Origin of the sequence: Halorubrum sp. 48-1-W, assembly GCF_003287355.1 — an archaeon.
Taxonomy (GTDB): domain Archaea; phylum Halobacteriota; class Halobacteria; order Halobacteriales; family Haloferacaceae; genus Halorubrum.
In genome coordinates, this window is record NZ_QMIM01000017.1 from 1 (window position 1) to 12562 (window position 12562).

Consider the following 12562-nt stretch of genomic DNA (forward strand, 5'->3'; position numbering starts at 1 on the left):
CCGGGTTCGTCGTCGCGGCCGTCGCGTGGTACTTCGTGTACGCGCGCAGCGAGACCGAGCAACGGGGCGTGCTGGGGTCGTGGGTGCTCGACCGCTCGGAGGAGCTACCCAAGCCCGCGGTGTCGGCGGCGACCTCGGTTCAGCCGAGCGGCGGCGACTACCGGGTGATGGTGCCGATCGCGAACCCGCGGACGGAGGAGCACCTGATCACGCTGGCGTCCGCGATCGCCAAGCAACGCGACGGCACCGTCGTCGCCGTCAACATCGCGAACGTGCCGGACCAGACCTCGCTGGAGGCCGCCCGCGAGCGCGGCGCCCACGAGGCGGCACACGGCCTGTTGGACCGAGCCCGCGAGGACGCCGAGACGTTCGGCGTCGACGTGGAGACCCACGTCGTCCTCTCACACCGCGTGTTCGAGGAGGTGTTCGACGCCGCGCGGACCTACGGCGCGGACCTGACGGTGATGGGCTGGGGCGAGAACTCCCACGGCGCGCCCGGCCGGGCCGAGTCCGCGGTCGACGAACTCGCCCACTCGCTGCCGTGTGACTTCCTCGTGTTCCGGGACCGCGGCTTCGACGCCTCCCGGATCCTCCTCCCGACCGCCGGCGGCCCCGACTCGGAGCTGTCGGCGGCGGTGGCGCGGACCCTCAAAGCGGAGTTCGGCTCCGAGGTGACGCTGCTTCACGTGGCCGACGACCCGGCGGAGGGGAAGGCCTTCCTCGAGTCGTGGGCGGCCGAGAACGGCCTCGACGACGCGGAGCTCCGCGTCGAGTCGGGCGACGTGGAGTCGCGGATCGCCGAGGCAGCCCGCGAGGCGACCCTGCTCGTGATCGGCGCGACGGAGAAGGGACTGCTCTCGCGGCTGGTCCGCGGCTCGCTCGTGCTCCAGGTGCTCTACGACGTCGAGTGTTCGGTCCTGCTCGCGGAGAAACGCCACGAACGCGGCCTCCTCGCCCGGCTGTTCGGGTCCGGCTCCCGCGACCTCGACGACGCGTACGCGGAGGTCGGCGTGGAACCCGAGCCGAACACGCCCCCGGTCGAGGGGGCGACGGGCAGCGACGACAGCGACCGCGACGACGACCGCGACGACGACCGCGACGACGACCGCGACGACGACCGCGACGACCGCGACGGCCGCTAACCGTTCCGTTCTCCCACGTTCTCCGGTGCGCCCTCGACGATCGCGACCCCGGCGGAGGCGCCGATCCGCTCCGCGCCGGCCTCGAACATCGCCATCGCCTCCTCGTAGGAGCCGACGCCGCCGGAGGCTTTCACCGGGAGGTACTCGCTCATCAGCGTCACGTCCGGGACCGTCGCGCCGCCGTCGGCGAAGCCGGTCGACGTCTTCACCATGTCGGCGTCGGCGTCGACGGCGGCCTCACAGGCCCGGCGTTTCTCCGCGTCGGTCAACAGCGCGGTCTCGATGATGACCTTCACCGGGACCGGGACGGCCGCGACGACCTCGGCGAGCTCGGCCGTGACCGCGTCGTCCTCGCCGGCCTTCAGCCGGCCGACGTTGATCACGAGGTCGATCTCGTCGGCCCCGTCGTCCCAGGCGGTGACCGCCTCCTCGCGCTTGCTGGCCGTCGACGACTGCCCGTGCGGGAACCCCACGACGGTCGCGATCGTGTCCGGGGCCGTGTCGTGATCGGCCGCCTCCGCGAGGTAACACGGCGGGATACAGGCGTTCATCCCGTGGGTGTCGGCCTCCGTGAGGACGCGTTCGACGTCCTCGAACGTCGTCGTCGGGCCGAGCACGGTGTGGTCGATCCGGGCTGCGAGTTCCCGTCGGTTCATACCGGCGACTCGTGTGGGCGCGACAAAGGCCTGCTGGATTCGGAGGGGATCCCGCCCGGTCGTCCGTCCGAGGCGACTACGCCGCGACGCGCCGCCGGAGCTCGTCACGGATCGCCGTCCGCTTGACGAGCGCGAAGCCACAACAGACCAGCAGGAAGCCGACGACCGTGTTCGGGGTGAGCCCCTCGTTCAACACGAGCCAGCCGGAGAGCGCCGCGAACACCGGCGCGACGTAGGAGACGAGGTTGATCTCGATCGGGCCGAGCCGGTCGAGGAGGTGGAAGTAGACGAGGTAGCCGAAACCGCTGGCGACCACCGCGAGGTAGCCGAGCGCGAGCAGCGCCTCGGTCGTCCAGGCGACCTCGGCCGTCGACTCGCCGAGCCCGAACGCGACGACGTGCATGATCACGGCGCCGAACAGCATCGACCACGCCTCCATGGTCTCTATCTCCATGCCCACGTCGAGCGCACGGGTGAGCACCGAGCCGAGCGCGAACGACGCGGCTGCGAGGAACACGAGGAACTTCGCGACGGTCCCGCCCGCAGCGAGGTTGGAGGGATCGGGCGCGGCCAGCACGCCCGCGCCGGCGAGTCCGATGAGGAGGCCGACGACGCCGAGGGCGGTCAACCGCTCCGAGGGGAGGAAGGCCCGCGCGAACACCGTCGTCAACACCGGCGAGAGGCCGACCGTGACGGATGCGACCGCGCTCGTCACCTCGGGGTCGGTCTGGCCGACGAACAGGAAGGCGTGGTAGGCCGCGATGAGGAGGACCGCGCCGACGGCCACGAGCTTCCACTCGCCGCGGCCGCGGGGGACCGGGTCGTCGACGACGTAGGCCGCGTAGCCGAGCATCACCACGCCGGCGACGTCGTAGCGGATGGCGGCGAACAGCACGGGCGGGAAGTACGCCAGCCCGGCGTTTATCGCCATGAACGCCGAGCCCCACACGGCAGCGAGGAGGAGGAACAACGAGAGGTTTCGATAACGGCTCACGTCGGACGTGGATCACCCGCCGGGCAAAAGCTTCCGAAAGCGGCCGGCGCCGCCGGCTGCCGGGCCGGACCGTCTCGGGCGGTGACGTCTCACAGCGGAACAAGGGAGAAGCCCACGGCTTCAGTCGCGGGATACTGACCGGATCCGGAACCGATCGTCCTCGCGGGTGACGACGCCGACGTCGGCGAGTCGCCCGAGGGCGTCGACGACGGCGCGCTCCGGGGCGCCGACCTCGTCGACGACGGCCTCGACGGAGCCGTCGGTCTCGGCCAGCGCGGCGAGCACGGCGGCGTAAAACCGGCTGTCCGCCTCGGTGCCGAGCCGCTCGTCGATCTCCGCGAGCGCGTCCTCGACGCGGCCGTGGACCCACCGCTTGGCCACCGACAGCTCCCGGTCGAGCTCGCGGAGACGACCGTACTCGGCGGCGAGGTCGGCGATCTCGTCGGCGTGTTCGCCCCCGTCCGGAACCTCGATCGAGAGGTGCGGACACCGGCCGGACATGTCGAGCCCCTTGCTGGCGGGGTACGCGCTCTTCGCGCCGAACCCGTAGGGGGAGACGCTCACCTCGAGCCGCAGGCTCCGGATGATACGGAAGTACTTTCGCCGCTGGTCGTCCGTCGTCGACTCGATCAGCCCGGCCTCCTCGAGCTTGCGGAGGTGGTCGATGACGGCCTTCGGGCTCACGCCGAGGTACTCCGAGATCTCCGTGACGTAGCAGGGCTTCTGGGCGAGTAGCCGGAGGATGCGTCGCCGGTTCTCGTTCCCGAGGAGATCGAGCAGTACCGCGGAGTCCATTAACGTATAGTTAGCGTCGGACGGACAAAAGGTTGGCTTCCCGCGATCGCCGGGTCGAGACGGGTCGAGACGGGTCGAACGGCACCGATGGACCGACTCGGGCCGCCGCGGAGCCGTCGCGATGTCGCCGTGTCCGGAGGAGGGGTAGTCGCCGTGTCCGGAGGAGGGGTAGTCGCCGTGTTCGGAACGAAGGGTAATTACCTCGCGACGGGGAGGGAGAGGTATGCGGACAGCACTCGTCGTACTCGACGGTTGGGGCCTCGGAGCCGACTCCGAACACCGGACCGGCCTCGAGCCGGACGACCCCACCGTCCCGGACTCACAGGGTCGAGACGCGGTCGAGGCCGCCGACACCCCGACGTTCGACGCTGCGGCCGAGCGGGGGGCGTACGGGTCGCTCGTCGTTCACGGCCGGCGCGTGGGGCTCCCCGAGGGGCAGATGGGAAACTCGGAGGTCGGCCACCTCAACATCGGTGCGGGTCGAGTCGTCAAGCAGGCGTACACTCGGATCACGGACGCGCTCACGGCGGGGACGTTCGCCGACAACGACGCGCTCCGGTCGGCGTTCGAACACGTCGAGGCGACCGGCGGCCGGGTCCACTTCATGGGGCTCGTCTCCGACGGCGGCGTCCACTCGCACGTCTCGCACCTCGCGGCGCTCATCGACGCGGCCGCCGAGGCGGGCGTGCCGGCGACGACCCACGCGTTCACCGACGGCCGCGACACGGCCCCGGAGATCGCCGACGAGTTCCTCGCGTCGGTGGCCGAGCACGCTGACGAGCAGGGTACCGGCGCGGTCGCGACCGTCATCGGCCGGTATCACGCCATGGATCGCGACGAGAACTGGGAGCGCACCCGGCGCGCCTACGACGCGATCGTGAACCGCGAGGCCCCCCACGTGGCGGGGTCGGCGGTCGCCGCCGCCCGCGAGGCCCACGCCCGCGGCGAGACCGACGAGTTCGTCGAGCCGACCCTCGTCGCCGACGAACCCGCCCTCGCCGACGGCGACGCCGTCGTCTTCTTCAACTTCCGCGCGGACCGGGCGCGCCAACTGGTCCGACTGCTCACCGGGACCGGACCGGAGTGGGGCTTCGATCTGGACCGACCCGACATCGAGTTGGTGACGATGACGGAGTACGACGAGACGTTCGAGTTCCCCGTGGCGTTTCCGCCCGAGACCCCGACGAACACGATCGGCGAGGTCGTCTCCGCGGCCGACGGCACCCAGCTCCGGATCGCCGAATCGGAGAAGTACCCGCACGTCACCTACTTCCTCAACGGCGGTCGGGAGGTCGCGTTCCCCGGCGAGTTGCGCTCGATCGTCGAGAGCCCGGACGTGCCGACCTACGACCTCGAACCGGAGATGTCGGCGCGGGAGGTGACCGACGAGGCGATCCGGATTATCGGGACGGACGACCCCGACCTGATCGTGTTGAACTACGCGAACCCGGACATGGTGGGCCACACCGGCGACTTCGAGGCCGCCATCGAGGCGGTCGAGACGGTCGACACACAGCTCTCCCGACTGCTCGATGCGGTCGCCGACGCCGGCGGCCACGCGGTCGTCACCGCCGATCACGGCAACGCCGACGACATGGGGACCCCCGAGAACCCCCACACCGCACACACGTACAACCCGGTCCCGTTCGTCTACCTGCCGCCCGGGGGCGACGACGGCGGCCGTGCGGTTCGGGCGGGCGGCTCGCTCTGTGACGTCGCCCCGACCGTGTTGGAGCTCATGGACCTCGACCGGCCGGCGGAGATGACCGGCGAGAGCCTGCTCGGGCCGATCGATCGGTAAACCGTAAACTGCGGGAGGATTCTTCGCGGTTCCACGCCAATTTAAGCCCGTCACGGGCCTCGGTTCCGACATGACCGACGTCACGACGCCGGTGATCGCGGCCGCGTACCGAACGCCACAGGGGAGAGACGGGGGCGTCTTCGCGGACGTCAGGAGCGAGGACCTCTCGACGCGGCTCATCGACCACGCGCTCGCGGAGACGGGGCTCTCCAACGACCACGTCGACGACCTGATGTGGGGGGTCGCCCAGCAACGAACCGAACAGGACAACAACGTGGCCCGGGTGATCGCGCTCCTCTCCGATCTCGGCGAGTCGGTACCGGCGACCTCGATCAACCGCTGGTGTGCCTCCTCGATGCAGGCGGTGATCTCCGCGGCCGACGCGGTCGCCGCCGGCAACCGCGACTGCGTCGTCGCCGGCGGCGTCGAGAACATGAGCCGCGTCCCGATGGACGGCGACGCCTACCAGCACCTCCACCCGGAGCTCTCGGAGAAGTACAACGTCTTCCAGCTCCAGATGGGGATGACCGCGGAGAAGGTGGCCGAGGAGTACGGGGTGAGCCGCGAGGCGCAGGACGAGTACGCGGCCCGGAGCCATCAGCGCGCCGCCGAGGCGACCGAGTCCGGTCGCTTCGACGACGAGATCGTCCCCGTGGAGACCGACGACGGGCTCGTCGAGGAGGACGAGGGGATCAGGCCGGACACGACGGCCGAGAAGCTCGCCGACCTGCCGCCCGCGTTCACGGGCGACGGGACGGTCACCGCCGGGAACGCCTCGCAGATCTCCGACGGCGCGGCGCTGACGGTCGTCACGAGCCGCGCGTTCGCCGAGGACCACGGGCTGGACGTGCTCGCGGAGGTGGGGACGAACGCGGTCGCCGGCGTCGACCCAACCGTGATGGGGATCGGACCGGTCCCCGCGACCCGGAACCTGCTCGACCGCGCGGGGACGACGGTGGACGACTACGACCTCGTCGAGCTCAACGAGGCGTTCGCCTCCCAGTGTGAGTACGCCCGCCGCGAACTCGGGGTCGACGAGGACGTCTACAACGTCAACGGCGGCGCGATCGCGATCGGCCATCCCCTCGGAGCCTCCGGCGCCCGGCTGCCCGTCACCCTGCTCCACGAGATGGAGAAGCGGGACGCGGAGCGCGGGCTCGCGACGCTGTGTGTCGGGTTCGGACAGGGGGCCGCGGTCGAGTTCCTGCGGTAGCTCACCGCTCGACCGCACCGGTGCCGGCGCGGTCGACGTCGGCGAGCGGGATCGACCCACCTGCGAGGTCCGGCCCCTCGAAGGGGTCCTCGGCGAGCAGGAGCGAGCCGTCGAGGTCGGCGTAATCCAGGAGCGGCGCGAGGTGGGCTCCGGCGGCGATCGAGGCGTTCGACTCGACCATACAGCCGAGCATGACCTCCAACCCGTGTGAGCGCGCGGTCGCGACCGCGCGCCGTGCCTCGAGCAGTCCGCCCGTCTTCATCAGCTTCAGGTTCGCGATGTCACACCGGTCGGCGATCCGCGGGATGTCCGCCGAAGTGACGCAGGACTCGTCGGCGGCGATCGGTAGCGCCGAGCGTTCGTAGGCGAACTTCAGTCCCTCGGGCTCCTCGGCCGGAACCGGCTGTTCGATGAACTCCACGCCCAGGTCCGCGAGCCACTCGCTCTTCTCGACCGTCTCGCGGGGCGTCCACGCCTCGTTGGCGTCGACGCGGATCGTCGCGTCGGGCGCGGCCTCCCGAACCGTCTCGACGATCTCCCGGTCGCGGTCGCCCCCGAGTTTCACCTTCAGGATCGGGTAGCCGGCATCGGCCGCGTCCTCAGCCTTCTCGCGGATCCGCTCCGTGGTGTCGATCCCGACGGTGAAGGAGGTGTCCGGCGTCGACGAGGCGTCGAGCCCCCATAGCCTGTACAACGGGACGTCGAGCCGCTTCGCAGTCAGATCGTGGAGCGCGATCGAGACCGCACAGCGGGCGGCCGGGTTGTCGTGGACGACCTCCGTCATCCGCGCTTCGATCGTCGTCAGCGCGTGCGGGTCGCCCACCTCCTCGACGACGTCGAGGAGCTCGGGCAACACCGCTGTGACCGTGTCCGCGGTCTCGCCGTAGTGTCTCGCGGGAGCCGCGCCGCCGACGCCCGTCGTCCCGTCGTCGTCGGTCACGCGGACGATCAGGTTCTCGGCCTCGGTCTGCGTTCCCCGGGAGATCGTGAACGGTTCCTCGAGCTCCATCGCGACCCGCTCGAAGGAGGCGTCGAGACTCATCCCTCGAGCACCTCCTCGACGATCCCGTCGACGATCCGGTCGGCCCCGTGGCGGACGGGGTCGGCGGCTGGAACGCCCACCTCCTCGCCGAACGCGTCGACGATCTCGCCGGCCGCGTCGTCGTCCGCGACGTCCTTCGTGTTGACCGCGCCGGCGACGACCGCCGTCTCGTGGACCGGCTCCGCGAGGTCCTCGTAGAGGTCGACGTAGTCGGCAAACGGCGGGAGCGCGACCGACTCGTAGCCGTGGATCGCCTCGCGGCCGGCGGCGTGACAGAGCACGAGCCCGTCGGCCATCGACCCGTGGAGGATCCCGCAAGTGACCGCCGAGTAGGCGGGGTGGACGATGGTCCCCTGCCCCTCGACGACGAGCAGGTCGTGGTCGTCGCCGATCTCGAGGAGCATCTCCTCGACCGCGCCCGCGGTGAAATCGGAGATCACGCGGTCGATCGGGTTCCCCCAGCCGGCGATCATGATCCCGGTCTGGCCGGTGGGGACGAACGCGACGTCGATCCCGCGCTCGCGGGCAGTCTCGACGATCTCGAGCGACGCGGTCATCTTCCCCACCGAGCAGTCCGTGCCGACCGTGAGCACGACGTCGGCGTCGATGTCGGCGGATCGGCCGGTCGCGACGCTCAGGTCCTCGTGTGGCTCCCGAACGTCCCGCAGTTCGACGCCGTGTTCGGCCGCCAGCTCCGCGAACTCCTCGTCCTCGTTGAGGAAGTAGTGGAGCCCGCTGACGACGTCACAGCCCGCCGCGATCGCGGCGCGGACGTCGTCGCGCCAGCTCTCGTCGAAGCCGCCGCCGATCGGCGCGATACCGATGTAGAGGGCGTCGACGTCGCCCTCGGCCGCGGCGAGCGCCTCCTCGAAGGAGTCGACGATCGGCGCGTCGGCCAGGTCGGGCTCGTGGTCGGCGACACGGTCGCCGGCGCGGTCGCGGTCGAGGACCGCCTCGACCGACTGGTCGCCGTAGCGCATCACGCCGAGTGCGGTCTTCGCTTCGTCCGGGAACTTCTCGTGGGCGAGAACGACTATCCGTTCGCTACTCATGGCGAGTCGGTCACCCCGGGGTGGCTTAAATCGGACGGAGCCGGAACGATGGACCGATCACGCCGATCCGCCGACGAACCGATCCGCGCCCTCGTAGAACCAGTAGCCGTTCTCGCGCATCGCCCGGCCGAGCTCCTGGTGGAACTCGACGAAGTCCGCGAACTCCTCCTTCTCGACGCCCTCGAAGATCTCCTCGACGGAGACGACCGTCTCGTAGTCGATCCGGACGGGGTGATCCCCGTACTCCTCGACGTAGTCGGCCGCCGAGAGCGGGAAGTCCTCCGCCTCGTCGATCTTCTTCGCGAGCACCGCGTGGCCGTACTGCCGCATTCCCTCGCTCCCCTGTTCGCCGTCGGGGTCGTGTGGCCAGTCCATACGCACCGCTTCGCCGAGCCCGGGGATAGTGGTTACGGAAAATCGAAGCGACGGGAGGGATCGGCCGGTGTCGGCGACGACCGCTTCAGATCGGACGATCCGCCCCGGCCGGACGCACCGGACCGATCGGACGACCCGTCCCGGTCGGACCTCCGGCCCGGCTGACGACGACGCTCCGATACGGTTTTGAGTCGTCCCGCGGAACGGCCGGTAAATGCTTTCCCGACAGTTCGTCCGGGAGAACCCCGAGACCGTCCGCGAGGCGCTCGAGAACAAGGGCGTCGACGTGGACCTCGACCGGATACTCGAGGTCGACGAGGAGTGGCGCGCGCTCAAACGGCGCGGCGACGACCTGCGTCACGAGCGCAACGAGACCTCCTCGCGGATCGGCGACCTGAAACAGGCCGGCGACGAGGAGGCGGCTCAGGAAGCCATCGAACGCTCCGGGAAGCTCAAATCGGAGCTCCAGGACGTCGAGGACCGCGCCGAGGCGTTGGAGGCCGAACTCGAGGAGTCGCTGCTCGAACTGCCGCAGATCCCCCACGAGTCGGTGCCGGTCGGCGGGGACGAGTCCGAAAACGAGGAGGTCCGTCGGGAGGGGTTCGACGACCTGCGGGACCTCCCGGACGAGGTCGAGCCCCACTACGACCTGGGTGAGGACCTGGAGATCCTCGACTTCGAGCGCGGCGCGAAGGTCGCCGGCGGTGGCTTCTACGTCGCGAAGGGCGACGGCGCACGCCTGGAGCACGCGCTGATCCAGTTCATGCTCGACGTCCACCGCGAGCAGGGGTACACGGACGTGTTCCCGCCGATCCCGGTCAACTCCGCGTCGATGCGGGGTACCGGACAGTTCCCCAAGTTCACCGAGGACGCCTATCGGCTCGAGGGGGACAACGCCGAACCGTACGACGACGAGGACCTCTGGCTGCTACCGACCGCGGAAGTCCCCGTCACGAACCTCCACCGCGAGGAGATCCTGCTCGGCGAGGACCTCCCGCTGAAGTACCAGGCGTACACGCCGAACTTCCGACAGGAGGCCGGCGAACACGGTACCGAGACCCGGGGCATCGTCCGCGTCCACCAGTTCAACAAGGTCGAGATGGTGAACTTCGTGCGGCCCGAGGAGAGCTACGACCGGTTCGACGGGCTCGTCGACGAGGCCGAGGAGGTGCTCCGCCGGCTCGAACTCCCCTACCGGGTTCTGGAGATGTGTACCGGCGACCTCGGGTTCACGCAGGCGAAGAAGTACGACCTCGAGGTGTGGGCCCCCGCCGACGAGATGGCGGAGGGACCCGACGAGGGAGGCAGGTGGCTGGAGGTCTCCTCCGTCTCGAACTTCGAGGACTTCCAAGCGCGGCGCGCCGGGATCCGCTTCCGCGAGGAGCACCACGAGTCCGCCGAGTACCTCCACACGCTCAACGGGTCCGGGCTCGCGGTCCCGCGGATCGTCGTCGCGATCTTGGAGTACTACCAGAACGACGACGGCACCGTGACCGTTCCGGAGGTGCTCCGGCCGTACATGGGCGGTATCGAACTCATCGAGGGCCACGACGCGGTCGGCGAGACGAAACTCGGCGACGAGTGACGCGACGGTCGCGAGTGACGTGACGGCCGATCACGCCGACTCGAACGAGAGTCGGACCGCCTCGCCCGCCTCGAGGTCGCCGGGATCGACGACGTCGTCGCCGGCGGCGAACGCCTCGTGGAGGTGCTCGTAGCTCCGGTCGACCGCCTCCACGATCACCTTCGTGTCGCCGACGATCGGCATGAAGTTGGTGTCGCCGCTCCACCGCGGGACGACGTGGGTGTGGAGGTGGTCGACGGAGCCGCCGGCGGCTCCCCTGCCGAGGTTGAGTCCGGTGTTGAACCCGTCGGGGTCGATCCCACGGCGAGAGGCCGAGAGCGTCGCTGCCTTCAGCCGGGCGTGATCCAGCATCGTCTCGTCGTCGAGGTCGGTCCAGTCGTCGACGTGGGCGTCGGGGATCACCATCGCGTGTCCGGGGTTGTACGGCGCGTTGTTCAACAGCACGTAGTTGTGGTCGCTGCGCGCGACGACGCGAGCTTTTCGGGCGTTCGCGCGGTCCGGCAGGACGCAGAACGGACAGCCGTCGATCGGGTCCGCGTCGCGTTCCACCCACTCGATCCGCCAGGGGGCGTAGATACGGTCCATGTTCGTTCGTCGGGACGCGGGCGTTTCAAGGGGGGCGATCCTCGGTCGATCGACGGCCGCGTCGCTCAGGCGAACTCGACACCGGTGACCTCGATGCGGGCACCGCCGGTCGCGCTCTCGACGGCGCGGACGTCCCAGCCGTGTGCGGCCGCGATACCCGCGACGATCGCGAGCCCGAACCCCGTCCCCGACTCTGCGGTCGAGTAGCCGCTCTCGAAGACGCGGTCGCGCTCGTCGCCGGGGATCCCGGGACCGTCGTCGGCGACGTAGAAGCCGCCGGCATCGTCGAGGGGGCCGACGCGGATCGTCACGTGGGGACCGCCGTGCTCGACCGCGTTCCGGAACAGGTTCTCGAGCAGCTGTCGGAGTCGGTCCCGGTCGGCCACGATCGGCGGGACGTCCTCGATCGAGAGGGTCGCGTCGCCGGTCGAGACCAGCTCCCAGCAGACACGGCTTACCTCCGTGAGATCGATCGACTCCGTCGAGTCGATCGTCTCCCCTTGTCGCGCGAGCGTCAGCAGGTCGTCGATGAGCGTCTCCATTCGGGCGTGAGCGTCGGCGATCGCTGTCAGCCGGTCGGAGTCACGGTCGTCGCGGACCAGTTCGAGGTTTCCGCGTGCGACCGAGAGCGGGTTCCGGAGGTCGTGGCTGACGACGCTCGCGAACCGCTCCAGCTGGTCGTTCCGGCGTTCGAGTTCGCGCTCGTTCGCCTCGAGTTCACGGGTTCGATCCTCCAGCGTCGCCGTGCGGATCGTCGCCCGCGATCGCTGGATACCCATCACGAGCCCGATCACGGCGCCGAGCGCCAATCCGATCGCCTGGGTTCCGATCGACCACTCGACCGTGACCCCCGGGTGGAGGTCCCGAAGCGCGATGAACCCGTACATCACGACCACGCCACCGCCCGTCCACGCGACGATCCGCGGGTGAGAGCGGTTGGGGAGATCGGAACGCGACAGCCAGTACCCGGCGTAGACGAAGGAGACACCCGGGATCCAGAAGAAGACGATATCGAGGAGCGCGACCAGGACGGATTCGCCGTCACGGAGCGCCACGGCCGCCAACAACACCCCGACGAGGAGGAGGAGCCCGCCGGAGACGGAGAACGCGATCGGGATCGGGGCGTCGCGCTCGAACGGAACTGGGGTCCGGCCGGGAGAGCGTGACGTATCCATGTTATGAGTTCTGACGCCGTTATGTCGGAAATACCTACCTTTCTACGAGGAGAGAATCCCGGCGTTTACGCCGGGAGTGAATCCGACAACGCTGATACAACGGAAGTCACGGAGAACCGGTCGATCGAACGCCGTTCCATGAGAGAG

The 12562-nt window shown here is 69.8% G+C and carries 12 protein-coding genes; 4 read left to right on the top strand and 8 right to left on the bottom strand.

From position 1 onward, the window contains the following. On the top strand, positions 1–1142 hold a 1142-nt coding region (locus tag DQW50_RS08695), incomplete at its 5' end, for a universal stress protein (RefSeq protein WP_198664645.1). On the opposite strand, the gene deoC is transcribed toward DQW50_RS08695, so the two are convergent. From deoC to DQW50_RS08710, 3 genes are all read right to left on the bottom strand, one after another. Then, positions 1139–1798, bottom strand: a complete 660-nt coding sequence (deoC, locus tag DQW50_RS08700) for a deoxyribose-phosphate aldolase (RefSeq protein ID WP_112078899.1) — start codon at positions 1796–1798, stop codon at positions 1139–1141. The two genes, DQW50_RS08695 and deoC, sit on opposite strands and share 4 nt — an antisense overlap. 76 nt (positions 1799–1874) lie before the next feature. Then, positions 1875–2792, bottom strand: a complete 918-nt coding sequence (locus DQW50_RS08705) for a DMT family transporter (RefSeq protein WP_112078900.1) — start codon at positions 2790–2792, stop codon at positions 1875–1877. Between the two features lie 120 nt (positions 2793–2912). Further along, a complete protein-coding gene (locus DQW50_RS08710) occupies positions 2913–3587 on the bottom strand; it encodes an ArsR family transcriptional regulator (RefSeq protein ID WP_112078901.1) in 675 nt (224 codons plus the stop codon). Between the two features lie 223 nt (positions 3588–3810). Between DQW50_RS08710 and gpmI the strand changes: the two genes are divergently transcribed. Both gpmI and DQW50_RS08720 read left to right on the top strand, forming a co-directional pair. Then, positions 3811–5388, top strand: a complete 1578-nt coding sequence (gpmI, locus tag DQW50_RS08715; protein WP_112078902.1) for a 2,3-bisphosphoglycerate-independent phosphoglycerate mutase — start codon at positions 3811–3813, stop codon at positions 5386–5388. Between the two features lie 70 nt (positions 5389–5458). Then, complete coding sequence (locus tag DQW50_RS08720; protein ID WP_112078903.1) at positions 5459–6601, top strand: thiolase family protein; 1143 nt, start codon at positions 5459–5461, stop codon at positions 6599–6601. A gap of 1 nt (position 6602) precedes the next feature. On the opposite strand, the gene DQW50_RS08725 is transcribed toward DQW50_RS08720, so the two are convergent. The 3 genes from DQW50_RS08725 to DQW50_RS08735 are packed head-to-tail and all read right to left on the bottom strand — an operon-like array spanning position 6603 to position 9070. Continuing rightward, a complete protein-coding gene (locus DQW50_RS08725; protein ID WP_112078904.1) occupies positions 6603–7643 on the bottom strand; it encodes a dipeptide epimerase in 1041 nt (346 codons plus the stop codon). Beyond that, positions 7640–8695 (bottom strand): DUF1611 domain-containing protein, encoded by a 1056-nt coding sequence (locus tag DQW50_RS08730; RefSeq protein ID WP_112078905.1) that lies wholly within the window; start codon positions 8693–8695, stop codon positions 7640–7642. The genes DQW50_RS08725 and DQW50_RS08730 overlap by 4 nt, the downstream gene beginning before the upstream one ends. 57 nt (positions 8696–8752) lie before the next feature. Further along, positions 8753–9070: a DUF5785 family protein gene (locus DQW50_RS08735; RefSeq protein WP_112078906.1), complete on the bottom strand. Its 318-nt coding sequence runs from the start codon at positions 9068–9070 to the stop codon at positions 8753–8755. A gap of 214 nt (positions 9071–9284) precedes the next feature. Here DQW50_RS08735 and serS point away from each other — a divergent pair, with 214 nt between their 5' ends. After that, a complete protein-coding gene (gene serS / locus DQW50_RS08740) occupies positions 9285–10655 on the top strand; it encodes a serine--tRNA ligase (RefSeq protein WP_112078907.1) in 1371 nt (456 codons plus the stop codon). Between the two features lie 30 nt (positions 10656–10685). Here serS and DQW50_RS08745 read toward each other — a convergent pair whose 3' ends face one another. Both DQW50_RS08745 and DQW50_RS08750 read right to left on the bottom strand, forming a co-directional pair. Next, positions 10686–11240, bottom strand: a complete 555-nt coding sequence (locus DQW50_RS08745) for an HIT domain-containing protein (RefSeq protein ID WP_112078908.1) — start codon at positions 11238–11240, stop codon at positions 10686–10688. Positions 11241–11305: 65 nt separating this feature from the next. Beyond that, complete coding sequence (locus DQW50_RS08750) at positions 11306–12415, bottom strand: HAMP domain-containing sensor histidine kinase (protein WP_112078909.1); 1110 nt, start codon at positions 12413–12415, stop codon at positions 11306–11308. Positions 12416–12562 lie beyond the last annotated feature (147 nt).

Bases quoted from the DNA above. Each gene is read 5' to 3' on its own strand.
- deoC (WP_112078899.1), bottom strand. From the start codon at position 1,798: ATGAACCGACGGGAACTCGCAGCCCGGATCGACCACACCGTGCTCGGC.
- DQW50_RS08710 (WP_112078901.1), bottom strand. From the start codon at position 3,587: ATGGACTCCGCGGTACTGCTCGATCTCCTCGGGAACGAGAACCGGCGA.
- gpmI (WP_112078902.1), top strand. From the start codon at position 3,811: ATGCGGACAGCACTCGTCGTACTCGACGGTTGGGGCCTCGGAGCCGAC.
- DQW50_RS08720 (WP_112078903.1), top strand. From the start codon at position 5,459: ATGACCGACGTCACGACGCCGGTGATCGCGGCCGCGTACCGAACGCCA.
- DQW50_RS08725 (WP_112078904.1), bottom strand. From the start codon at position 7,643: ATGAGTCTCGACGCCTCCTTCGAGCGGGTCGCGATGGAGCTCGAGGAA.
- DQW50_RS08730 (WP_112078905.1), bottom strand. From the start codon at position 8,695: ATGAGTAGCGAACGGATAGTCGTTCTCGCCCACGAGAAGTTCCCGGAC.
- DQW50_RS08735 (WP_112078906.1), bottom strand. From the start codon at position 9,070: ATGGACTGGCCACACGACCCCGACGGCGAACAGGGGAGCGAGGGAATG.
- serS (WP_112078907.1), top strand. From the start codon at position 9,285: ATGCTTTCCCGACAGTTCGTCCGGGAGAACCCCGAGACCGTCCGCGAG.
- DQW50_RS08745 (WP_112078908.1), bottom strand. From the start codon at position 11,240: ATGGACCGTATCTACGCCCCCTGGCGGATCGAGTGGGTGGAACGCGAC.
- DQW50_RS08750 (WP_112078909.1), bottom strand. From the start codon at position 12,415: ATGGATACGTCACGCTCTCCCGGCCGGACCCCAGTTCCGTTCGAGCGC.